The sequence below is a fragment of the Mesorhizobium sp. CO1-1-11 genome, assembly GCF_020164995.1.
GTDB classification, from domain to species: Bacteria; Pseudomonadota; Alphaproteobacteria; order Rhizobiales; family Rhizobiaceae; genus Mesorhizobium; species Mesorhizobium australicum.
In genome coordinates, this window is record NZ_JAIUHE010000010.1 from 1 (window position 1) to 21,758 (window position 21,758).

The 21,758-nt window shown below is 64.0% G+C and carries 21 protein-coding genes; 12 read left to right on the forward strand and 9 right to left on the reverse strand.

Going from position 1 to position 21,758, the window contains the following annotated elements; genetic code table 11:
• Positions 1-33: 33 nt before the first annotated feature.
• Both cobU and cobO read left to right on the forward strand, forming a co-directional pair.
• Entirely contained in the window at positions 34-477 is a 444-nt protein-coding gene (gene cobU, locus LB554_RS13175) for a bifunctional adenosylcobinamide kinase/adenosylcobinamide-phosphate guanylyltransferase (protein WP_263485817.1), read from the forward strand.
• 1 nt (position 478) lies between these two features.
• The gene (gene cobO, locus LB554_RS13180) at positions 479-1,093 is read left to right on the forward strand and encodes a cob(I)yrinic acid a,c-diamide adenosyltransferase (protein WP_140822088.1); all 615 of its coding nucleotides are present in this window, start codon (positions 479-481) and stop codon (positions 1,091-1,093) included.
• On the opposite strand, the gene cbiB is transcribed toward cobO, so the two are convergent.
• Entirely contained in the window at positions 1,090-2,064 is a 975-nt protein-coding gene (gene cbiB / locus LB554_RS13185) for an adenosylcobinamide-phosphate synthase CbiB (RefSeq protein WP_224584959.1), read from the reverse strand. The genes cobO and cbiB overlap by 4 nt on opposite strands.
• Here cbiB and cobD point away from each other — a divergent pair.
• Together cobD and LB554_RS13195 are read left to right on the forward strand one after the other, a co-directional pair.
• Positions 2,063-3,109: a threonine-phosphate decarboxylase CobD gene (gene cobD / locus LB554_RS13190; protein WP_224584961.1), complete on the forward strand. Its 1,047-nt coding sequence runs from the start codon at positions 2,063-2,065 to the stop codon at positions 3,107-3,109. The two genes, cbiB and cobD, sit on opposite strands and share 2 nt — an antisense overlap.
• Complete coding sequence (locus LB554_RS13195; protein ID WP_224584962.1) at positions 3,106-3,615, forward strand: tyrosine phosphatase family protein; 510 nt, start codon at positions 3,106-3,108, stop codon at positions 3,613-3,615. Before cobD ends, LB554_RS13195 begins: the two co-directional genes overlap by 4 nt.
• Here the strand turns inward: LB554_RS13195 and LB554_RS13200 are convergent, their stop codons facing one another.
• Together LB554_RS13200 and LB554_RS13205 are read right to left on the reverse strand one after the other, a co-directional pair.
• Positions 3,616-4,419 (reverse strand): creatininase family protein, encoded by an 804-nt coding sequence (locus tag LB554_RS13200; RefSeq protein ID WP_140615863.1) that lies wholly within the window; start codon positions 4,417-4,419, stop codon positions 3,616-3,618. It lies immediately after the preceding gene.
• Positions 4,420-4,475: 56 nt separating this feature from the next.
• Positions 4,476-4,859: a RidA family protein gene (locus LB554_RS13205; RefSeq protein WP_140615865.1), complete on the reverse strand. Its 384-nt coding sequence runs from the start codon at positions 4,857-4,859 to the stop codon at positions 4,476-4,478.
• A 267-nt stretch (positions 4,860-5,126) separates the two neighbouring features.
• Here LB554_RS13205 and LB554_RS13210 point away from each other — a divergent pair, with 267 nt between their 5' ends.
• From LB554_RS13210 to LB554_RS13240, 7 genes are read left to right on the forward strand one after another with little or no spacing between them, the layout of a single operon-like run.
• Positions 5,127-6,131 (forward strand): ABC transporter substrate-binding protein, encoded by a 1,005-nt coding sequence (locus LB554_RS13210; protein WP_015317382.1) that lies wholly within the window; start codon positions 5,127-5,129, stop codon positions 6,129-6,131.
• A gap of 11 nt (positions 6,132-6,142) precedes the next feature.
• A complete protein-coding gene (locus tag LB554_RS13215) occupies positions 6,143-6,967 on the forward strand; it encodes an ABC transporter ATP-binding protein (protein ID WP_224584964.1) in 825 nt (274 codons plus the stop codon).
• Positions 6,954-7,802 (forward strand): ABC transporter permease, encoded by an 849-nt coding sequence (locus LB554_RS13220; protein ID WP_015317384.1) that lies wholly within the window; start codon positions 6,954-6,956, stop codon positions 7,800-7,802. Before LB554_RS13215 ends, LB554_RS13220 begins: the two co-directional genes overlap by 14 nt.
• 3 nt (positions 7,803-7,805) lie before the next feature.
• Positions 7,806-9,107 carry a cytosine deaminase gene (locus LB554_RS13225; RefSeq protein WP_224584966.1) on the forward strand — a complete coding sequence of 434 codons (1,302 nt, stop codon included), beginning with the start codon at positions 7,806-7,808 and terminating at the stop codon, positions 9,105-9,107.
• The gene (locus LB554_RS13230; protein ID WP_224585156.1) at positions 9,107-10,510 is read left to right on the forward strand and encodes an FAD-binding oxidoreductase; all 1,404 of its coding nucleotides are present in this window, start codon (positions 9,107-9,109) and stop codon (positions 10,508-10,510) included. The genes LB554_RS13225 and LB554_RS13230 overlap by 1 nt, the downstream gene beginning before the upstream one ends.
• Positions 10,510-11,091, forward strand: coding sequence for an NAD(P)H-dependent oxidoreductase (locus LB554_RS13235; protein WP_140822076.1), 582 nt, complete (start codon positions 10,510-10,512; stop codon positions 11,089-11,091). The genes LB554_RS13230 and LB554_RS13235 overlap by 1 nt, the downstream gene beginning before the upstream one ends.
• A complete protein-coding gene (locus tag LB554_RS13240) occupies positions 11,091-11,678 on the forward strand; it encodes an NAD(P)H-dependent oxidoreductase (protein WP_224584968.1) in 588 nt (195 codons plus the stop codon). The genes LB554_RS13235 and LB554_RS13240 overlap by 1 nt, the downstream gene beginning before the upstream one ends.
• A gap of 48 nt (positions 11,679-11,726) precedes the next feature.
• Here LB554_RS13240 and LB554_RS13245 read toward each other — a convergent pair whose 3' ends face one another.
• From LB554_RS13245 to LB554_RS13265, 5 genes are all read right to left on the reverse strand, one after another.
• Entirely contained in the window at positions 11,727-14,192 is a 2,466-nt protein-coding gene (locus LB554_RS13245) for an FAD-dependent oxidoreductase (protein ID WP_224584970.1), read from the reverse strand.
• Positions 14,189-15,370 carry a pyridoxal phosphate-dependent aminotransferase gene (locus LB554_RS13250; protein ID WP_224584972.1) on the reverse strand — a complete coding sequence of 394 codons (1,182 nt, stop codon included), beginning with the start codon at positions 15,368-15,370 and terminating at the stop codon, positions 14,189-14,191. Before LB554_RS13250 ends, LB554_RS13245 begins: the two co-directional genes overlap by 4 nt.
• Positions 15,363-16,268 (reverse strand): homocysteine S-methyltransferase family protein, encoded by a 906-nt coding sequence (locus LB554_RS13255; protein ID WP_224584974.1) that lies wholly within the window; start codon positions 16,266-16,268, stop codon positions 15,363-15,365. Before LB554_RS13255 ends, LB554_RS13250 begins: the two co-directional genes overlap by 8 nt.
• A complete protein-coding gene (locus tag LB554_RS13260; protein WP_224584976.1) occupies positions 16,265-18,718 on the reverse strand; it encodes an FAD-dependent oxidoreductase in 2,454 nt (817 codons plus the stop codon). The genes LB554_RS13255 and LB554_RS13260 overlap by 4 nt, the downstream gene beginning before the upstream one ends.
• Positions 18,719-18,788: 70 nt before the next feature.
• Positions 18,789-19,331 carry a helix-turn-helix domain-containing protein gene (locus LB554_RS13265; RefSeq protein ID WP_023769828.1) on the reverse strand — a complete coding sequence of 181 codons (543 nt, stop codon included), beginning with the start codon at positions 19,329-19,331 and terminating at the stop codon, positions 18,789-18,791.
• A 225-nt stretch (positions 19,332-19,556) separates the two neighbouring features.
• On the opposite strand from LB554_RS13265, the gene LB554_RS13270 reads away from it, so the two are divergent.
• A complete protein-coding gene (locus tag LB554_RS13270) occupies positions 19,557-20,261 on the forward strand; it encodes a nitroreductase (protein ID WP_224584977.1) in 705 nt (234 codons plus the stop codon).
• Positions 20,262-20,282: 21 nt separating this feature from the next.
• Here the strand turns inward: LB554_RS13270 and LB554_RS13275 are convergent, their stop codons facing one another.
• Complete coding sequence (locus LB554_RS13275; RefSeq protein ID WP_224584978.1) at positions 20,283-21,725, reverse strand: MFS transporter; 1,443 nt, start codon at positions 21,723-21,725, stop codon at positions 20,283-20,285.
• Between the last annotated feature and the right edge of the window lie 33 nt (positions 21,726-21,758).

Sequence of the window (21,758 nt, forward strand, 5' to 3'; positions counted from 1 at the left end):
CCCCCCCCCCCCCCCCCCCCCCACGCCGAAACCCTGATGACGGCATTGCCCTCGCCATGGGCCTATATCGCCACGGCGCAAGCCCATGACGACGAGATGCGCGAGCGCATCGCGCTGCACCGCTCGCGGCGCGGTGAGGGCTGGTCGACCACCGATGCGCCACTCGACCTCGCCGAAGCGCTGGAGGCGTTGCCAGACGGGCAGCCGGTGCTTGTCGACTGCCTGACGCTGTGGCTGACCAATCACATGCTGGCCGATCACGACGTCGAGGCCGCGTGCCGGCGGCTGGCGGACGTGCTGTCTCGGCCGCGCGGACCGTGGTTCGTGGTGACGAACGAGGTCGGGCAAGGCATCGTGCCCGACAACGCGCTGGCGCGTCGGTTTCGTGACGATGCCGGCCGGCTCAACCAGCGGGTCGCGGCAGTAGCCGACACGGTGTTGCTCATGGTGGCGGGGCTACCGCTCAAGGTGAAGTGAAATGACCGATATCGACGACAAGGATGAAGAACGCCATCGCGCCAAGATGGCCAAGCGCAAGGCAGTGCAGGACGCCGAGGTTGCGGGCAAGACGATCGAGAAAGGGTTGCTGATCGTTAACACCGGTCCCGGCAAGGGCAAGACCACGGCCGCCTTCGGTCTCGCGCTGCGCGTGCTCGGCTACGGCAAGCGCGTCGGCGTCGTCCAGTTCATCAAGGGCAAGTGGCACACCGGCGAGAAGGACGCCTTTGCCGTCTTTGGCGACCGTGTCGTCTGGCACGCAATGGGCGAGGGTTTCACCTGGGAGACGCAGGACCTGAAGCGCGACATCGCTGCCGCCGAGGCCGCCTGGGCCAAGGCTCTGGAATTGATCGGCGATCCTTCGATCAGCCTTGTCGTGCTCGACGAGCTCAACATTGCCTTGCGCTACGACTATCTCGCTCTCGACAAGGTGGTTGCGGCGCTTAAGGCCCGCCGCGAAGGCCTGCATGTCGTCGTCACCGGCCGCAACGCCAAGCCGGGGCTGGTCGAGGCGGCGGACCTGGTCACCGAGATGGGGGTGACAAAGCACCATTTCTCGACGGGCGTGAAAGCGCAGCAAGGCATCGAGTTCTAGAAAACCAGAACGGCGATCAGCGCGACCAGGCCGAACAAGCCGATCAGCAGGTAGTCCGCGACCCGGTAAAGCTTGAGCGCCCGCCTGATATCGCCGCTGTCGACATCTCGGCGCCCGCCTTCGCCCATGAAGATGTCGTCGACCATGACACCGCCATAGCTGCGTGGTCCGGCGAGCGCCAGCCCGAGTGCGCCGGCCATGGCCGCTTCCGGCCAGCCGGCATTGGGCGAGCGGTGTTTTTTCGCGTCGCGCCGTACCGCCTGCCAGGCGCCGCGGGGGTCGGCGCCCTCGACCAGGAGGGAAGCGAGCACGATCAGCAGCGCCGTCAGCCGTGATGCCGGCAGGTTGATCCAGTCGTCGAAGCGCGCCGCCGCCCAGCCGAAGGCCTCATGGCGCGGAGTCCGGTGGCCGATCATCGAATCGGCGGTGTTGGCCGCCTTGTAGGCGGCGCCGCCGGCGAGCCCTCCGACCCCGGTCCAGAAGACGGGGGCGACGATGCCGTCGGAAAAATTTTCTGCCAGGCTCTCGATCGCCGCGCGGCAGACGCCGGCGCGGTCGAGCGTCTCGGGATCACGGCCGACGATCCGCGAAACGGCGGCTCGGCCCATGTCGAGGCCTCCGCTGTCGAGCGCGTCGGCGACGGCTTCGACATGTTCGTAAAGGCTTTTCTGCGACAGAAACGATGTCGCCAGAAAGACGGCAATGATCCATCCCAGGGGGACGAACCAGAGCAGAACAAGCTGCACGCAAAGGCCTGCTATCGCCGGCACCAGCACGATGACCAGAAGCGCCTGGACACCACGTTGGCGACGCAGCGCGTCGGGATCAGTGGCGCGGTTGAGCCGCAAGTCGAGAAAGGATATCAGCCTGCCGAACCATGTCACCGGATGGCCGATGGCGCGAAACAGCCAGTCGGGATAACCAAGGGCGAATTCGACAATTAATGACAGGAAAGCGATCAGGACTGACATGAAGCTTCTTGAAGGAGCGGTGGACCATGGTGGAAGTCTTGGCCGGGCAAGGGCGCTTTTCCCCAATGCCGTGCTGCCTTTCGTCGACCTCTCGACCGGTATCAATCCGCACTCCTACCCGCTTTTCGACCTGCCCGCCACCTCGCTGTGGCGATTGCCAGAGGCCGCGCGTGGGCGCGAACTGGTAGAGATCGCGGCCAACACCTATGGCGCGCCTTCCCCAGCAAGCGTGGTGGCGGTCCCTGGTACACAGATCCTGTTGCCGCGGGTCGCCTCGCTGGTGAGGCCCGGCAAGGCAATGGTGCTGGGGCCGACCTATGCCGAACACGCCCGGGCGGCGGCGATTGCCGGGCACGATGTGGTCGAGGTCAGCGATTTCGCGGCGCTGGCGGAAGCCGACCTCGCCATCATCGTCAATCCGAACAATCCGGATGGGCGCATCATCGAGCGCGACCGGTTGCTGGTGCTGGCCGCTGGACTTCGCGCCAAGGGCGGGCTGCTGGTCGTCGACGAGGCGTTCATGGATGTGGGTCCACGCGAGCACAGCCTCGCCGGCGATGTCGGCCAGGGCGGCATCGTCGTGCTGCGTTCGTTCGGCAAGTTCTTTGGTTTGGCCGGCCTGCGGCTCGGGTTCGCGCTTGCCGACGCGCCGACGGCTGAACGGCTGGACATGCAGTTCGGGCCGTGGGCTGTCGCAGGACCGGCCCTGGAATACGGCATCCGCGCGCTCGCCGATCTCGACTGGCAGGATGCGATGCGGGCCTCGCTGGCGGAAGCGACGGTGCGGCTCGACGCGCTGTTTAGCCGTTTCGGCGTTCCCGTCGCGGGTGGCACCACGCTGTTCCGCTATCTCAGCCTGCCCGATGCCGGCGGCCTGTTTTCCGGGCTTGGCCAGAGCGGTATCCTGCTGCGGCATTTCTCCGAACGGCCGCATGCCTTGCGCGCCGGACTGCCGGGGAGCGAGGAGGAGTGGCGCAGGATCGAATCCGCCCTTGCCGATTGGGCGTCGCGGCGCGAGGATCGTTCGAAAGGTTTCAAACAATGATCCATGTCTGCTCATTGGCGAAAATCGAGGAAGTGGTGGCCAGGACCGGCGCCGACCGCATGCTGTCGCTGCTCGCCGCCGGAACGGACGTAGTCCGACCGGCCTCGATCCCAAGGAAAAACCATCTGCACCTGGTCATGCACGACATCGCCGTGGCGCAGGACGGCATGACCATGCCGGGCGAGGAGCATGTCCGTAACCTGCTCGATTTCGCACGCCGCTGGGACCGGGCGAAACCAATGCTGGTGCACTGCTATGCCGGCATCAGCCGTTCGACCGCCTCGGCCTATATCATCGCCGCGGCTTTGGCGCCGAAACGCAACGAGGTGGAACTGGCGCGGACGCTGCGAGCGCTATCGCCTTCGGCGACGCCCAATCCGCGGCTGATCGCGGTGGCCGACGCGCTGCTCGAGCGCAACGGCCGCATGATCGAGGCGATCGAGTCGATCGGGCGCGGCGCCGACGCCTTTGAAGGCACGCCGTTCGCCCTCAGGATCGACGGTTAGCTATTTCAGCCACTCCGCGAGCTTGGCCTTGCGCACGTCGCGCACCAGGTTGATGAACCCGTCAGCCTGATATTCCGCCGTCAGCCGGCCTTTCTCGGCTGTCGCGATGCTGGCGTCGCCGACCACGCCGTTCGGGTTGAGATCCCCGGCGATCCAGGCGAAGGCGTGGGTGCCTGTGTGGCGCAACAGCGAGAATTCCTGCTCGGCCTTGGCGACGTTGGAAACGAAATTGTCGGCCTTGCCCATGTCGACGAGATCGGGCCGGAAATGCAGCATCAGCGACGTCTCGACATCGCCGCCATGAATGCCGTGACGATCCTCGAGTTCGGTGTACATGCCGGCCGGGCGGCCAAAGCGCTGCCAACTGGTCTTCACCGCCAGCATCTTTTCGCGCACGCGCAATTCGCGCGTGACGATGCCCATGATCTCCTCATTGCCGCCATGCGAATTGACGACGATAAGCTTGCGCACGCCGGCGCGCGCGATCGACAGGCCGAGCTCGGTCCAGGCGTCGACCAGCGTCGTTGCCGGCAAGGTGAGAGTGCCCGGCGCGTGCAGATGCTCGTTCGACTTGCCCACCGCCTGGACCGGCAGGATGCGGATGTCGAGATCGTCGGGCAAGCGTGAAATCACCGTGTCGAGCATGCCGTTCATGATCGAAGTGTCGGTCGACACAGGCAGATGCGGTCCATGCTGCTCGATAGCCGCCAGCGGCAGCACCGCGATTGTCGCCTCGGGATCGATCGAGGCGTATTCGGTGGTCCGGTAGTCGCCCCACCATACGCGTTTCTTGCCAGCAGTCATGTCACGCCTCTTCAAATGATCAGGTCAGACCTAGCGCGGTGCGGCCGGCCTGTCGATCACCCGGCCGCGATGGCCTCGACCTCGACCTTGAATTCGGGCCGGGCAAAGCCGGAAACGATCATCAGCGTCGAGGCTGGCGCCGGGCTCGAAAACAGCCGGTCGCGAACCTCCATATAGGGCCGCAGATGCGCGCGGTCGGTGACATAGGCGTTGATGCGAACGATGTCGCCAAGTCCCAGCCCGGCTTCGCCCAGAACCGCCGCGATGTTCCTGAAGCAGAGTTCGGCCTGCGCGCCGGCATCTTCCGGTATCTGGTCGTCCGCCGTGATGGCGACCTGACCCGAGCACAGCACCAGACGCTTGCCGGCCGGCACCTCGACGCCGTGGCTGTAGCGGGCAAAGGGTGGCTTGATCGACTTAGGGGTAAGGAATTTGAACATGGCAATCTCCTGGATATCGCCAGCCTAAGGCCGGATGCATTGCACCATCAAGATGGTGGTGCATGTCGCCGGTGCGATTGTGGACAGGCGTTCAAAAAATAGGCACGATGCCCTTCGGTGCAGCACGACCTTTCCGGCTTTCGCAGATGGCTGTGGTGCAGGCGGGCGGGTCCCGGCGCGCGACGCCGGTGGCATGTGTCTTGCTTCTTGAATCTTTGGTGTCAAGCACGGCGCGCAACGCGCCGGTGCAAATAAAGGGCGGTGTCAATGTACGTGAAACAGAAGATTTCGGCCGCGGTGGTGGCCCTGCTTGCGGCCAGCACGCTGGGCGCGGCGGCGAATGAAAAAGTCACTTTCGGCACCAACTGGCTCGCCGAGCCGGAACATGGCGGCTATTACCAGGCCGTGGCCGATGGCACCTACGCCGCCTGCGGTCTCGACGTCACCATCATGCAGGGCGGCCCGCAGGTCAGCGGCCGGCCGATGTTGCTCGCCGGCAAGATCGATTTTTACATGGGCGGCAATCTGCTGTCGGCCTTCGACGCCGTCCAGCAAGGCATTCCGATGCGTGTGGTGGCAGCCGACTTCCAGAAGGACCCGCAGGTCATCATGTCCCACCCCGGCGAGGGGCTCGACAAATGGGAAGACCTGAAGAACGCCGAGCAGTACATTCTGGGTGACGAAGGCGTGCAGACCTTCTTCCAGTGGATGGTCATCGAGCTCGGTTTCGACGCTTCAAAGCGCGTCCCCTACACCTACAACACCGCCCCTTTCCTCGCCAACAAGAAGTCGATCCAGCAGGGCTACGTCACCTCGGAGCCGTTCGCGGTCAAGAAGGAAGGCGGCTTCGTGCCGAACCAGTTCCTGCTCGCCGACTACGGCTGGGACACCTATTCGACTACGATCGAGGTGATGCAGGAGACGATCGACAAGAAGCCTGAGGTGGTCCAGTGCTTCGTCGATGGCTCGGCCAAGGGCTGGTACAAGTACCTCTACGGCGACAACAAGGCCGCCAACGACATGATCAAGAAAGACAATCCTGACATGAGCGACGAGCAGATCGCCTTCTCGATCGAGCAGATGAAGAAGTTCGGCCTGGCCGATTCCGGCGACACCGAGAAGCTCGGCATCGGCGCCATGAAGGAAGAACGGATCAAGAGCTTCTACGACAAGATGGTCAAGGCCAAGGTCACGCCTGAAGGCATCGACATCACGAAAGCCTACACGCTGGCCTTCATTAACAAGGGGGTCGGGCTCGAGCTGAAGAAATAGGCCGGCCCGGCATGATGCGGGAACAGGTGGCGCAAACGCCCGCCTCGGACATGGCTCCGACCTTGCTGGCGCTGCGTGGCGTCGGCAAGGTCTTTTCCAACGGCGTGACGGCGCTCAGCGATGTCGACCTGACGATCCGGGAAGGCGATTTCCTCAGCCTGCTCGGACCGTCGGGCTGCGGCAAGTCGACGGCGCTGCGGCTGATTGCCGGCCTGTCCACGCCGACATCCGGCGTGCTCGACTGGCGCGGCGGCGGCTCGCTCGACCGTGCCAATATCGGCTTCGTCTTCCAGGAGCCGACGCTGCTGCCCTGGGCCAGCGTCTTCGACAATGTCTGGCTGCCGCTCAGGCTGAAAGGCATTTCCCGCGCCAAGGCCGCCCCGGCGATAACGGAGATGCTGGCGCGGGTGCACCTCACCGGCTTCGAGGACGCCGTGCCGCGCGAACTCTCCGGCGGCATGAAGATGCGCGTCTCGATCGCGCGCGCCATGGTGACCAAGCCACGCGTGCTGTTGATGGACGAGCCGTTCGCGGCACTCGACGAGATCACCCGCTTCAAGCTCAACAACGACCTGCTGGAACTGTGGCAAGACGAGCGCTTCACCGTCGTCTTCGTCACCCACAGTGTGTTCGAAAGCGTGTTTCTCTCCAACCGCGTCGTCGTCATGGCGGCTCGGCCGGGGCGGGTGTTCGACGAACTCGCGATCGAGGCCTCCTATCCGCGCGATGAGGCGTTTCGCACCTCGCCTGACTATGCGGCCCTTTGCCGGCAAGCCTCGGATGTGCTGGTCAATGCCATCAATTCAACAGTGGGCTCGCATCATGACAGCCATTGACGGCACGTTGAAACTCGACCCCGAGGAAGCGCGCCGCGTGCGCCAGGAGCGGTTTGAGCGGATCGGCCGCTGGGTTCTGCCGCTGGCGATCATGATCCTGGCGATCTGGCTGTGGGACCGCATCTGCGTGTGGAACGAGATCCCGCAATACATCCTGCCGCGCCCCGGCGTTGTGCTGACAACGCTCTACAACGATGCCGGCCTGCTGTTTTCCGCACTGCTGGTCACCTTGCGCATCACCTTCCTCAGCCTGCTGCTGGCGGTGGTCGGTGGCGTCGGCCTGGCGGTCTTGTTCGCGCAGTCGAAATGGGTGGAGATGTCGTTCTTCCCCTTCGCCATCGTGCTGCAGGTGACACCGATCGTAGCGATCTTTCCACTGATCAACATCTATGTCGACAACCAGACGACCAAGCTCCTGCTCTGCGCCTGGATCGTCGCCTTCTTCCCGATCCTGTCCAACACCACGCTCGGCCTCAACTCGGTCGACCGCAACCTGCGCGACCTGTTCAAGCTCAACGGCGCGACGCGCTGGCAGCAACTGCGCTATCTCAGGCTGCCGGCGGCCATGCCGTATTTTCTCGGCGGGCTGAAGATTGCCGGCGGCCTGTCGCTGATCGGCGCCGTGGTGGCCGAGTTCGTCGCCGGCGCCACCGGCCAGTCGTCCGGGCTTGCCTCGCGCATCATCGAAGCGGGTTACCGGCTCAACGCGCCAAGGCTGTTCGCGGCGCTGTTTCTGATATCGCTGACAGGCATCCTGATCTTTCTCGTGCTGTCGCTGATTTCGCATCTCATTTTGCGGCGCTGGCACGAAAGCGCGCTGAAGCAGGAGCGGTAGATCTTGATACCAGCCTCTGGCTCCTACCGCCTTGCCAACGCGCGTGTTCATCAATCTGTCACGCTTGGCCTCGCTGCGACCTTCGACAGCGACGGTTTCGCCCTTGCCGACATTACCGTCGCGGACGGCAAGATTTCCAGCATCGCCGTGCAGGCCGCATCGAAGCTACCGGCGGGCGCCATCGACCTTGCCGGCCGTATCGTGCTGCCGTGTTTCGTCGACTGCCACACGCATATCGACAAGGGCCATATCTGGCCACGAAAGCCCAATCCAGACGGCAGCTTCATGGGCGCTCTGAACGCCACGGGCGCCGACCGTGTGGCGCGCTGGACCGCCGAGGATGTGGCGCGCCGCATGGATTTCTCGCTGCGCTCGGCCTACGCGCATGGCACCGGGGCGCTCAGAACTCATATCGACAGCGTCGCGCCGCAGGAGGAAATCTCCTGGCCCGTGTTCGAGACGATGCGCGAGGCATGGCGTGGCCGCATCGAATTGCAAGGTGCCTGCCTGCTCGGCATCGAGGGCGTGCGCGACAAGAAATGGTTCGACAGGCTGGCCAAACGCGTGGCCGCCGCCAAGGGCGTGCTGGGCGTCGTCACCTATATGGTGCCGGACCTGGAAGAGCTGCTCGACCACGTTTTCGCGCAGGCAATCAAGCACGGCCTCGACCTTGATTTCCATGCCGACGAGACCGACGACATCGCCGCGATCTCGCTGAAGAAGATCGCCGAGGCGGCGCTGTGGAACGGCTTCGAGGGCAACATCCTCGTCGGCCATTGCTGCTCGCTGGCGCGCCAGCCCGATCTCGAGGTGCTGGACACGCTGGACAAGGTGGCGAAGGCTGGGCTGGCAATCGTGTCGCTGCCGATGTGCAATCTCTATTTGCAGGACCGTCGCACTGACCAGACCACACCGCGCTGGCGTGGCGTGACGCTGCTGCACGAGATGAAGGCGAGGGGCATTCCCGTGGCCGTCGCTTCGGACAACACGCGCGATCCCTTCCATGCCTATGGCGATCTCGACATGCTGGAGGTCTACCGCCTGGCGACGCGCGTCCTGCATTTCGATCACCCGGTCGGCGACTGGCCGCAGGCGGTCACCGCGACGCCGGCCCATGTGATGCGGCTCGATGGCTTCGGCACGCTCGCCGCCGGAGGCGATGCCGACTTCGTGCTGTTCAAAGGTCGAAGCTGGACGGAATTGCTGTCGCGCCCCGAATCGGATCGCATCGTCGTGCGTGCGGGGCGAGCGATAGACCGGCAGTTGCCCGACTATGCCGAACTCGACGGACTGATGGTGGAATGATGGATGTTTCGGCGCTCAAACGCGATCTCGATGGGATAAAGCTCGACGACAATCCGGCCATCGTCCAGCAGAAGAGCCGCGACTTCTACTGGTACAGTCCGGTCCTGAAACAACAGCTCGACCATGTCACCGGCGACCTCATCGTGACGCCCAGGAACGAGGCCGAACTGATCCGCGTGCTTGCCGCCTGTCATCGCCATGGCGTGGCGGTGACGCCGCGCGGCAGCGGCACCGGCAATTATGGCCAGGCAATGCCGCTTTCGGGCGGCGTGGTGCTCAATCTCGCCGAGATGAACGAGATCAAGTCGATCGCGCCGGGGCGCGTGGTGACCGGGCCGGGCGCGGTCCTGGCCGACATCGACAAGGCGACGCGCGCGCATTCCGGGCAGGAGCTGCGACTGTCGCCCTCCACCTACAACACCGCCTCGATCGGCGGTTTCATCGCCGGCGGCTCCGGCGGCGTCGGCTCGATCAATTTCGGCGGATTGCGTGATTTCGGCAATGTGCTGCGCCTGCGCGTGGTGACGATGGAGGCTGAGCCGAGGGTGCTCGAACTCACCGGCGAAGACCTGCACAAGGTGACCCACGCCTATGGCACCAATGGCATCATCTCGGAAGTCGAGATGCCGCTGACGGCGGCCTATGACTGGATCGACGTCATCGTCGGCTTCGACCAATTCATGGATGCGGCGCGCTATGGCAATGCGCTGGCTTGCCAGGACGGCATCCTGACCAAGCTGATCACGCCGATCGCGGCACCCGTGCCGCAGCTTTATTTCAAGCGGCACCAGAAATTCTTCAGGGAAGGTCAAAGCATCTGCGTCGTCATGGTGGCGCAACATGGGCTGGATGCTTTTCTGGCCTTTACGCGCCGCGCCGGGGGTGAGGTGATCTACAACGCCACCACTGCGACCCCGGAGGAGAAAAAGGGCCTGCCGCCGGCCTATGAGCTGGCCTGGAACCACACGACGCTCCGGGCGCTGCGCGTCGACCCCGCCGTCACCTACCTGCAGTCGCTCTATCCCTTTCCCAACCAGCTGGCGCTGGTAGAGAAAATGGATGCGATGTTTCCCGGCGAAGTGTTCTCGCATCTCGAATTCGTGCGGCTGGATGGCAACATCACCTGCTTCGGCCTGCCGCTGGTCAAGTTCACCACCGAGGCGCGGCTTAACGAGATCATCCGCCTGCATGAGGAAAATGGCTGCCCGATCTTCAACCCGCACCGCTACACGCTGGAAGAGGGCGGCATGAAGCAGACCGACGCGGTGCAACTCGCCTTCAAGCGCGAGACCGACCCGCAAGGCCTGCTCAATCCCGGCAAGATGATCGCCTGGGAAAACCCGGACTATGACTACCGTTCGGGCCGGACGTTCCTGTTCAAGGGGTTGCAAAAGGCTGGGTAATGAACATCCTCGTCCTCTATGCCCATCCGGTCGAGACCAGCTTCAATGCCGGCCTGCACCGGATGATCGTCGAGCGGCTCACGATGGCTGGCCATTCGATCGATGACTGCGATCTCTACGGCGAGGATTTCGATCCGCGTCTGACGCGCAGGGAGAGGCTGGATTATCACAATTTCCGCGGTCCCGGGGATCCTGCGGCGCCATACGTCGAGCGCCTGTTGCGGGCCGATGCGCTGGTGCTTTCCTATCCGGTCTGGAATTACGGTTTCCCGGCGATCCTGAAAGGGTTTTTCGATCGCGTCTTCCTGCCGGGCGTGTCGTTCAAGCTGGTCGACGGCAAGGTGGAGCCGTCGCTGCACAACATAAGAAAGGTCGCGGCGGTCACCTCCTATGGCGGCAGCCGGTTCCGCGCCTTTCTGATGGGCGACCCGCCGCGAAAACTGATCAAGCGCATGCTGCGCGCCACGGTAAAGCCGGGTGCTCCGGTGACCTACCTCGCGCATTATTCGATGAACCTGTCGACCGATGAAACCCGGAAGTCCTTCACGGCGAAGGTCGCGGCCAGCATGGATGCATTCTGATGCGTGCGCTTGTCGTCTATTGCCATCCGGTGCCGGAGAGCTTCTGCGCCGCCATTCGCGACATCGCCGTGGATGTGCTGACGCGTCGAGGCTGGGACGTGCGGCTGCTCGACCTCTACGCCGAAAAGTTCGATCCGGTGATGAGCTGCCAGGAGCGGCGTACCTACAATAGTCAGGCGCCGCAGGATCCGGCGCTGAAACCGCATTTCGAACTGCTCAACTGGGCCGAGGCGATCCTGTTCGTCTACCCGACCTGGTGGTACGGGCTGCCGGCGATGCTGAAGGGCTGGCTCGACCGGGTGTGGGCGACCGATGTCGCCTTCAAGCTGCCGGCGGGCAGGGGAGGGATCAAGTCGCTGATGACGCATGTCACCAGGGTCGGCGTCATCACCACTTGCGGCGCGCCGACCTGGTGGAGCGTCGTCGTCGGCCAGCCCGGGCGCAAGACCTTGCTGCGCGGCATGCGGGCGCTGTGCGCCAGGCGCTGCAAGACGTTCTTCCTGGCGCATTATTTGATGGACGCCTCGACGCCGAAGACGCGAGCGGCGTTTCTGGTCAAGGTGCGGGCGAAGTTGGAGCGGTTTTGAAAGATTAGCACCTTCTCCCCGTGAACGGGGGAGAAGGAAAAAGCGCCGCTACATCTTCGTCCGTTCCGACCTCGGATCGTATATCGGTTTCAGCGATGCCTCAGCCGCAAACCGTTCGCCGGCGATCTCGATTTCATAAGTCGAGGCGAGCACATCCGCCTCGCTCTGCCCTTGGCACGGCACATAGCCCAGCCCGATCGCTCCGCCGAGATGGTGGCCGTAATTGCCCGAAGTGATCGGACCGATGATCTTGCCGTCGCGCAGGATCGCTTCGTTGTGGAAGAGCAGGGGCTGCGGGTCCTTGAGGCGGAACTGGACCAGGCGGCGGTCCAATCCGGCCTCCTTCTTCTTCAGCACGGCATCGCGGCCGATGAAATCGCCCTTGGCCGTCTTCACCGCGAAGCCGAGGCCCGCCTCCAACACATTGTCCTCATCGGTGATGTCGTGTCCGAAATGGCGGAAAGCCTTTTCTATGCGGCAGGAATCCAGCGTGTGCAGTCCACAGAGCTTTAGCCCGACATCGGCGCCGGCCTCATCGATGGCCTCGAAGACATGGGCGGCCTGTTCGGTCGAGATGTAAAGCTCCCAGCCGAGCTCTCCGACATAGGTGACGCGGTGCGCCCGGGCGAGGCCCATGCCGATTTCGATCTCCTGGAACGTGCCGAACGGATTGTTCTCGTTGGAGAAGTCGTTGGGGCTGACCTTCTGGATCAGTTTTCGCGCATCCGGGCCCATCACGCAGAGCACGCTTTCAGCGGCGGTTACGTCCGTGATGATGACGAACTGGTCGCCGACATGCCGGTGCAGCCAGGCGAGGTCGCGCTGCAGCGTGGCGCCCGGCACGACGAGGAAATAGGCCGTATCCGAAAGCCGCGACACGGTGAGGTCGCTCTCTATGCCGCCGCGCTGGTTGAGCATTTGCGTGTAGACGATCTTGCCCGGCGCCACATCCATGTCGTTGGCGCAGAGTCTTTGCAGGAAGGCGCAGGCGTCGCGGCCCTCGACGCGGATCTTGCCGAACGACGTCATGTCGAACAGACTGACCTTGTTGCGGACCGCCAGATGCTCCTCGCGCTGGTTGTCGAACCAGTTCTGCCGCTTCCAGGAATAGCGATATTCGCGCTCTTGGCCCTCACGCGCGAACCAGTTGGCGCGCTCCCAGCCGGCGACTTCGCCGAACACGGCGCCGCGCGCCTTCAGGTGCTCGTGCAGGGGAGAGCGGCGCACACCACGCGAGGTTGCCATCTGGCGATAGGGGAAATGGTCGGCATAAAGCAGGCCGAGCGTTTCGGAGACGCGTTCCTTGAGATAGCGGCGGTTCTTCTGGAAGGGTTGAGTGCGGCGGATGTCGACTTCCCACAGGTCGAACGGGGCTTCGCCATCGTTGATCCACTGCGCCAGCGCCATGCCGGCGCCGCCCGACGAGACGATGCCGATCGAATTGTAGCCGGTCGCCATCCAGTAGCCGCGCAACTCCGGCGCCTCGCCGAGATAATAGCGGTCATCAGGGGTGAAACTTTCAGGGCCGTTGAAGAAAGTGTGGATGCCGGCGGTCGCCAGCATCGGCATGCGGCTAACGCCCATTTCGAGGATCGGTTCGAAATGGTCCATGTCCTCCGGCAACTGGTCGAAGCAGAAATCCTCGCGGATGCCCTCCATGCCCCATGGCTTGGCCACCGGCTCGAAGGCGCCGAGCATCATCTTGCCGGCGTCTTCCTTGTAGTAGGCGCACTCGTCCGGCACGCGCAGCACCGGCAGGCGGCCAAGGCCGGGGATCGGCTCGGTGACCAGATAAAAGTGCTCGCAGGCGTGCAGCGGGATGTTCACGCCGTTCTGGGCGCCGAGGTCGCGCGCCCACATGCCGGCGCAGTTGATGACGATATCGGTCTCGATCGTGCCCTGGCCTTCGCCTTGCGCCCAGGACACGCCGGAGACGCGGCCATTTTTCGTATGGACCTTGGTGACCTTCACATTCTCCGCGATGGTGGCGCCGCGTTGGCGCGCACCCTTGGCCAGCGCCATGGCGATGTTGGCCGGGTCGCACTGGCCGTCGAGCGGCAGATGCACGGCGCCGACCACGTTCGAGACATTGAGATGCGGGTACATCTCCTTGACCTCATTGGGAGAAATCTCGCGCACGTCGACGTCGAAGGCGCGGGCGAGCGACGCCTGCCGGTAGATCTCGTGCTTGCGCTCTTCGGTCAGCGCCACGGTGATCGAGCCGACCTGGCGCATGCCGGTGCCGACCTCGGTCTCTGCTTCCAGCTTGACGTAGAGATCGGCCGAATATTTCGCCAGCCGGGTCATGTTCTGCGAGCCGCGCAACTGTCCGATCAGTCCGGCGGCGTGCCATGTCGTGCCCGAGGTCAGTTGCTTGCGCTCCAGAAGCACGATGTCGGTCCAGCCAAGCTTGGCCAGGTGGTAGGCGACCGAGCAGCCGGAGACGCCGCCGCCGATGATGACGGCCCTTGCCTTGGTGGGAATGGCTTTCGTGGGAAGGCTCCTGGTAGTCATGCGGCCTCACAACGGTAGCTGGAAACGAAACGGCGCAGCCGGGCGGCTGCTTCCCTGAGCACGGGTTCGGGCTGGCACAGGCTGATTCTGATATGGCCGGCCGCGGCTTCGCCGAAACTCGAGCCCGGCATGACGCCGACCTTCTCCTTGTCGAGGAAGGCGAAGGCGAATTTCTCGTCGTCGGGTTCGACATCGGATATGTCGAGCATGACATACATGCCGCCTTCGGAACCGCGCACGGTGACATCGTTCATGCCGCGCACGGCATCGAGCAGAACGGTGCGGCGCGCCGCGTAGCGTTCGGCGATGTCCTTGACGCCATGGTGCTGCTCCAGCGCCTCGGTGCAAGCGATGGAGATGAAGGCCGGCAGGCCGTAGGTCGTCACCAGGTTGAGATTGATCAGCAGTGTGATCATTTTTTCCGGACCGGTCAGCCAGCCCATGCGCCAACCAGTCATGCCGTGGCTCTTGGACATCGAATTGATCACCAGCGTGCGCTCGGCCATGCCGGGCAGCGAGCGCGGCGAGACATGCTCGCCGCCGCCCAGCGTCCAGTAGACCTCGTCGGATAGCAGCCAGAGATCGTGCTCGCGGCAGATTTCGGCCAGCTGTTCCAGCCGCTCACGCGAATAGACGGCACCGGTCGGGTTGTTCGGCGTGTTGATCAGTATGGCGCGCGTGTTGGGCTTGAGTGCCGCACGGATCATGTCCGCGCGCGGTTGGAACCCATCCTCGGCCGGTGTCTCGACGACGGTGAAGCTGGCACCGGCGGCACTGAAGGTGTTGGGATAGGTGGCATAGTAGGGGGCAACCACGATGGCGTGGTCGCCCGGGTCGAGAACGGCCTGCACGGCCGCGTAAAGTGCTGCTTGGCCGCCCGGCGTGGCGATGACCTCTTCCGGCGTCGTCTCGACACCGGTGCAGGCGCTGGAGGCCGCCGCCATCGCCTTGCGCAGGCGCGGCAGGCCGGGCAGCGGCGTGTAGTGATGGTTGCTGCCGCGAACCGCCGCAACGCAGGCTTCGATCGTCTCCGACGGCGTGTCGAAATCGTGGTCGCCGACCGACAGCATGATAATGTCCTCGCCGGCTTCCTTGCGGGCCCAGGCGGCGAAATGAACTTCCCAGCCGTCCTTGCCCGATGGAACAATGCCGGTGATGCGCGATGATGGTTTAGGCATGTGAGACTCCCGTGATCGCGTAGCCGTCCTGTTGCAGCCGGTCGCGCAAGGCGGCGATATGGGCAGGACCGACCTCGCAGCAACCGCCGACGATGTCCGCACCCGCTTCCACCCAGCCGACAGCCTGGTCGGCGTAGGCATCCGGACCGAGGTCGTGGCGGGCATGCAGTACATCCACCGTGCCGCCATGCTTGAGCGCTTCGGTGGAAGTGAAGCCATTGGCATAGGCACCGACCAGGCCGCCAAGCTCGATCAGTTCAGGCAAGGCCGCCGCAATCGCCTCGGGGCGGCAGCAGTTGAGCAGCCGCGCCGCCACCGGCAGATTTCCGAGCGCATCGGCCGCCGACGCAATAGTCTCGCCGCTGCGCAAGCGCGGCGTGCCGTGATCGGCCAGCGTCCATGACACCCAGACAGGCTTGCCGCTTTCCGATGCGGCGGTGACCGCCGCGCGCGCTTCCTCCGACGACGCCATGGTCTCGCAAAGGAACAGGTCGACACCGTCCACCTGCTCGGCGGCGATGCGGCGGTAGATGTCGAGCGTCTCCTGGTAGGAGATCGTCAGCGCCGGCGCGTAGCTGCCGAAGAGCGGCGACAGGCAGCCGGCGATCGCCGCATCGCCGGCCTCGTCGCGCGCTTGCCTGGCGAGCTCGATGCCACGCTTCTGCAATGGCTTGAACAGGTCTTCCGCACCTTCGCGCGCCAGGCGTTCGGGCGTCGCCGAATAGGTGTTAATGGTGATGACGCGGGCGCCGGCGTTGATGAATTCGGCATGCAGGCCGCGCACAAGGTCCGGTTCGTCGATCAGCACCCTGGCCGACCACAGCGGCGTCGGCTCGGACTGGCTGCGCCGCACCAGCTCCTGGCCCATGCCGCCATCGGTGAGGATAACGTTCTTCATGCGCGCAGTCTTTCGTTCCTGGGATCCCACAAGGGCTCGTCCTGTTGCACGATCGCCTTGAAGCGGTCGCCGAAGATCTCGACCTCAACCGATGTGCCGGGTTCGGTCAGGTCGGCGCGCAGCATGCCGAGCGCGATCGACTTGTCGACGCGATGGCCCCAGCCCCCCGACGTCGTCTCGCCGACGATCTGGCCGTCATGCCAAAGGGTCGACATGTAAGGCGCGTCGCAATCGCCGGGATCTTCGACCACCAGCGTGACGAAGCGTTTCTTCACGCCTTGCTGTCTTTCGTTCTGGAGGGCCGCCTTGCCGCGGAAATCGGGCTTTTCCCATTTGACGAAGCGCTCCAGACCGCCCTGCAGGATCGAATAGTCGGTCGACAGATCGCCCTTCCAGGTGCGGTAGCCTTTTTCGAGCCGCAGCGAATCCAGTGCGTACATGCCAAACGGCTTCAGCCCATGATTCTGCCCGGCAGCGCAGATCGTATCGAAGATCGCGGCAGTGTCGTCGACCCTGGTGTGGATCTCCCAGCCGAGCTCGCCGGCGAAGGAGACGCGGACCAGCCTGGCCCAGCGCCCGGCAATCCTGGTTTCCTGATGCGTCAGCCAAGGCAAGGTCAGGTCGGCGTCACAGACGTCGGCAAGGATTTTTCGCGAGTTGGGACCGGCCAGGATCTGCGTGGAGAATTCTTCCGTCCGGTCGATCAGCTTGAACGCCGCATCCCCGGGCATGTGCGATTTCAGCCATTCGAAGTCATGCCACTGTGCCACCGCCGCGGTGATCAGCGTCATGGACTCCTCGCCATGGCGCACCACCGACATTTCGGTGACGATGCGGCCCTTGTCATCGGAGAAATAGACCAGGCCGATGCGGCCGGGCTTCGGCACCAGGCCGGTCACCTGTCGGCTCAGCCATTCGGCGGCACCAGGGCCTTCGAGATTGAAGCGCGAGAAGCCGGGCAGGTCGAGGATGCCGGCAGCGTCGCGGACAGCCAGGCACTCTTCGCGCACGCGCTGCTGCCAAGGCCCGTCGCGACGGAAGGTCAGCGTGGCCTCCTCGGAGACGTCGTCGCCGTCCTGCGCGTACCAGGTGGCGCGTTCCCAGCCATTATAGGCGTCGAAACGGGCACCCAGCGCCTTGATTCGATCGTGGATCGGCGACAGTTTCCTGTCACGTCCTTCCGGCCAGGCATGGCGCGGGAACTGGATGGCGTATTCGTTGCCGTAGATCTCCATGCCCTTGGCCACGCAATAGTCCGGCGCGGAGGCAAAGGAGGTGAAGCGGCGCGGATCGCACGACCACATGTCCCATTCGGTCTGGCCTTGCGTAACCCATTCGGCCAGCACCTTGCCGGCACCGCCGCCCTGGGCGATGCCGAAAGTGAAGACGCAAGCCTCGAAGGCGTTGGGAACGCCGGGCATCGGCCCGATCAGCGGATTGCCGTCCGGCGCATAAGGGATGGGGCCGTTGATGACCTTGGAGAGGCCGGCGGTGCCGAGGATCGGCACACGGGCGACGGCGTCGGCCAGGTAATGTTCCAGCCGGTCGAGGTCGTCGGGGAAGAGCTGGAAGGAAAAATCGTCCGGCATGGGATCGTTGTGGGTGGCCCAGTGCGCGCGGCAATTGCGCTCATAGGGGCCGAGATTCATGCCCGCCTTTTCCTGGCGCAGATAATAGGAGGTATCGACGTCGCGCAGCAGCGGCAGCTTCTTGCCCTGTTCCTTCGACCAGGCGGCGAGTTCGGGGATTTCCTCGAACAAAATGTACTGGTGGCTCATCACCATCATCGGCACTTCGCGGCCGAACATCCTGCCGACTTCGGCGGCACGGTAGCCGGCTGCATTGACGACGATCTCGCAGCGGATCTCGCCTTGCGGTGTCTCGACCACCCACTCGTCCTTTTCGCGGCGCACGCCTGTCACGGGGCAGAACCGGATGATTTTCGCACCCATGTCGCGCGCGCCCTTGGCCAGCGCCTGCGTCAGCTGTGCCGGGTCGATGTCGCCGTCGCTCGGATCGTACAGCGCGCCCTTCAACTCATGCGTTTCGAGGAAGGGGTAGCGGCGCTTGATCTCGTCGAGCCCGATCACGTCTATGTCCATGCCTTGGTAACGGCCCATGCCCTTGGCGCGCTGGAATTCCTGGATGCGTTCCTTTGTGTGGGCGAGCCTGAGCGAGCCGGTGACATGGTAATTCATGGGATAGTCGACGGCGTCGGCCAGGCCGCGATAGAGCTCGGTCGAATAGCGCTGCATGTTCATCAGCGACCAGGAGGAGGAGAAGGTCGGCACATTGCCGGCCGCATGCCAGGTCGAGCCGGAGGTCAGCTCGTTCTTTTCCAGGAGCACGCAGTCGGTCCAGCCGGCCTTGGCCAGGTGATAGAGCGACGAGGTGCCGACAACGCCACCTCCGATGATCACCACGCGCGCCGTGCTCGGCAAACCCGCCATGTTCTTCTCCCAATCTTCAAGCGCGCCGCGCTTCTTTTGCTTTATGGATGCATGTCGTCGGCGACATGCATCAATAGACCGGTGGCGATACCACCCAGATGACAACCGCCGGTTCGCTGCCTGGATTGCGCCAGCGGTAAGGCTTGCCTTCGAAGCGGAAGGAGTCGCCTTCGCCAAGCCGGTGCCAGACGCCCGCAATCTCGATGTCGAACTGCCCGGACGCGATGTATCCGGCCTCCTCGGTCGGCCGGCGGGCCTCGTTCTTCAACTCCGCGCCCGGCGCGAAGACAGACCGCACCATTTCGAAGGTACCACCGAGGTCCGGTGACAGAAGCTCCTCCACGAGGCCGGATTCGCTGGTGCCAAGCGTGCGGCGCTTGCCGGCGCGTACCACGACGCCGCGCTCGCTTTCCACGGGCACGTCATGGCTGAAGAAGAGGCTGATCGGCACGCCGAACAACTCGGCGAAGGCCCTGAGATCGCTGAGCGACGGCGTCGACAGGCCGCGCTCGACCTGGCTTACCCAGCCGACCGAACGGCCGAGTTTCAGCGCGATCTCGGCCAGCGTAAGCCCGCGCACCCGGCGCAGCGCCCTGATGTCGCCGGCCAGCACTCGTTCGCCAGGTCCCTGCAATGTTCGTGCGGTAGGGGAGGCCAAATCGCTCACTTCATGAAAATTTTCAGGCGAATTTCATGAGAAATGAAGCTCATGAAAAAATCAAGTAGATTTTCACCAATGCTCAAGATTTGCTTGCAGGATTTTGACGGTTCATGCAAAGCCTCCGCCGCGAGCGGCGAGTGGGGACGTCCGATCGAGAACACGGCTAAGGGACGGCCCATGCTGGAAAAGAAGGCTCGAATCGCGGTTGACGCCGAAATCGTCGACGATGCGATCATGTCGCGCCGTTCGGTGCGCGCATTTCTGCCCGACATGATCGACGACGAGACGATCCGTGACATACTGACTGTTGCGGCGCGCGCTCCTTCCGGCACCAACATGCAGCCGTGGCGCGTCTACGTTACCAAGGGCGGGAGCAAGCAGCGGATCACGGATGCCATCATGAATTCCGGAATCCGCGCGGAAAAAGCCGACTGGGACGAATATCGCTATTATCCCACCCAGTTCTTCGAGCCTTATCTCACCCGCCGCCGTGCCAACGGGTTCGGCCTGTACGGCGCGCTCGGCATAGGCCGTAGGGAAGTCGACAAGATGCGCGCCCAGCACGACCGCAACTTCGTTTTCTTCGACGCGCCGGTCGGCATGATCTTCACCATTGACCGCCGGCTCAACCAGGGTTCGTGGATCGACTACGGCATGTTCCTGCAAAACATCATGGTCGCGGCGCGGGGCAGGGGTCTGCATACCTGTCCGCAAGCGGCCTTCGCGCCCTATCACCGGCAGATCCGGCCGGTGCTCGGCATTCCCGACGAGGAGATCGTCGTCTGCGGCATGGCGCTCGGCTATGAAGACACTTCCAAGCCCGAGAACGCCTTCCGCACAGAACGTGAGCCGCTTGAGGAATGGGTGAGGTTCAGCGAATAGGCTCCCGTCCGGCGCAAGCCGCTATTCCGTGTTCATGTGGGCGCCGTGGCCACTGACGTGGGCGCCGTCCTGCGGCGTCAGCTTGAGATAGGCGGATAGCGCGCAGAGCGTGATGACGCCTTCGATCACGAACAGGATCCGGAAGTCGCTGGCAACGGCCGGCCCGCCGCCGGCGAGAAACGACAGCATCGCAGCCGCCAGCCCGACGCTGATGGCGACCGCCAGTTGCCACAGGATATAATAGAGCGCGCTGAAGCGGGCTAGCTGTTCGGGCGCGATGTCGGAATAGGCGAGGTTGCCGGTTGAGGCCCATTGCACCGAGCGGAAGACGCCGAAGACGAAGATATAGGTGAGCGTGATCCAGACCGGGGTCGTTGCCTGCACCAAGGCGAAGCCCGCGACCATGGCGGCAACGACGGGCGTGTTGAAGACCAGCACGCGGCGAAAACCGAAACGGTTGAGGAGGCGTGGCATGAAGATACGCATACCCACCGAACCGACCGCCGCCACGAAGGTCAGCGATCCTGCCTGCACCGCGCTCATGCCGAAGCCGAGCTGGAACATCAGCGGCAGCAGGAAGACGACGGAGCTGAGGCCGATCGTGTCCAGGCCGCCGCCGGTAAGAAACGAGATGCGGAAGGTGCGGATGCGCAGGAGCTTGAGATCGAGCAGCGGATTGCGCACGCGCAGGCAGTAGAAGGAGGCGGCCGTCAGGATGATGAGCGCCAGCGCAAGCTCGGCCGCGATCATGCCGCCGGCGGCGTCCTTCGCCGCCAGCGAGTCCATGCCGAAGACCAGCAGGACCATGCCGCTGCCGACCAGCAAAAAGCCTGGAAAATCGAACCGCGTGCGCACCGGCTTGGTCATTGTCGGGAACAGAGAGGCGGCAAGGATTGCGGCCGCGAGCGCGAACGGCACGTTGATGAAGAAGATCCAGCGCCAGGAGATGTAGGTGGTCAGCGCGCCGCCGACGAGCGGACCGACCAGCGGTCCGGACTGGCCGGCCAGCGAGATGTACATGTTGATCTTCAAGGTCCGGCTGCGCGGGAAGGTCGACAGGATGACGACCTGGCCGAGCGTTCCCATCAGCGCGCCGCCGAAGCCCTGCAGCGCGCGGGCGCTAACCAGCATCCAGAGGTCGTTCGAGAGCCCGCACATGGCCGAAGAAGCGGCAAACACCAGCAAGGCAAAGCAATAGACGTTGCGCAGGCCGAAACGGTCGGCCGCCCAGCCGCCGAGCGGCATCGAGATGATCAGGCTGGCGACGTAGACGGTGATCAGCAGGCCGAGCTGGCTGGGCGGACGGCCAAGGCTTTCGCTGATGCCCGGCAGCGCCGTCACCACGACATTCTGGTCGAGGCTGGTCATGAACACGCCGCAGGCGACTGTCAGCGGCAGCAGGAGCAGGGCTCTGGCCGGCACATCGGCGCGATCGGTAGCGCCGGTGGATAGTTCAGCGGTCATGGGGATGTTCGAACCAAATATGCCGACTCTAAA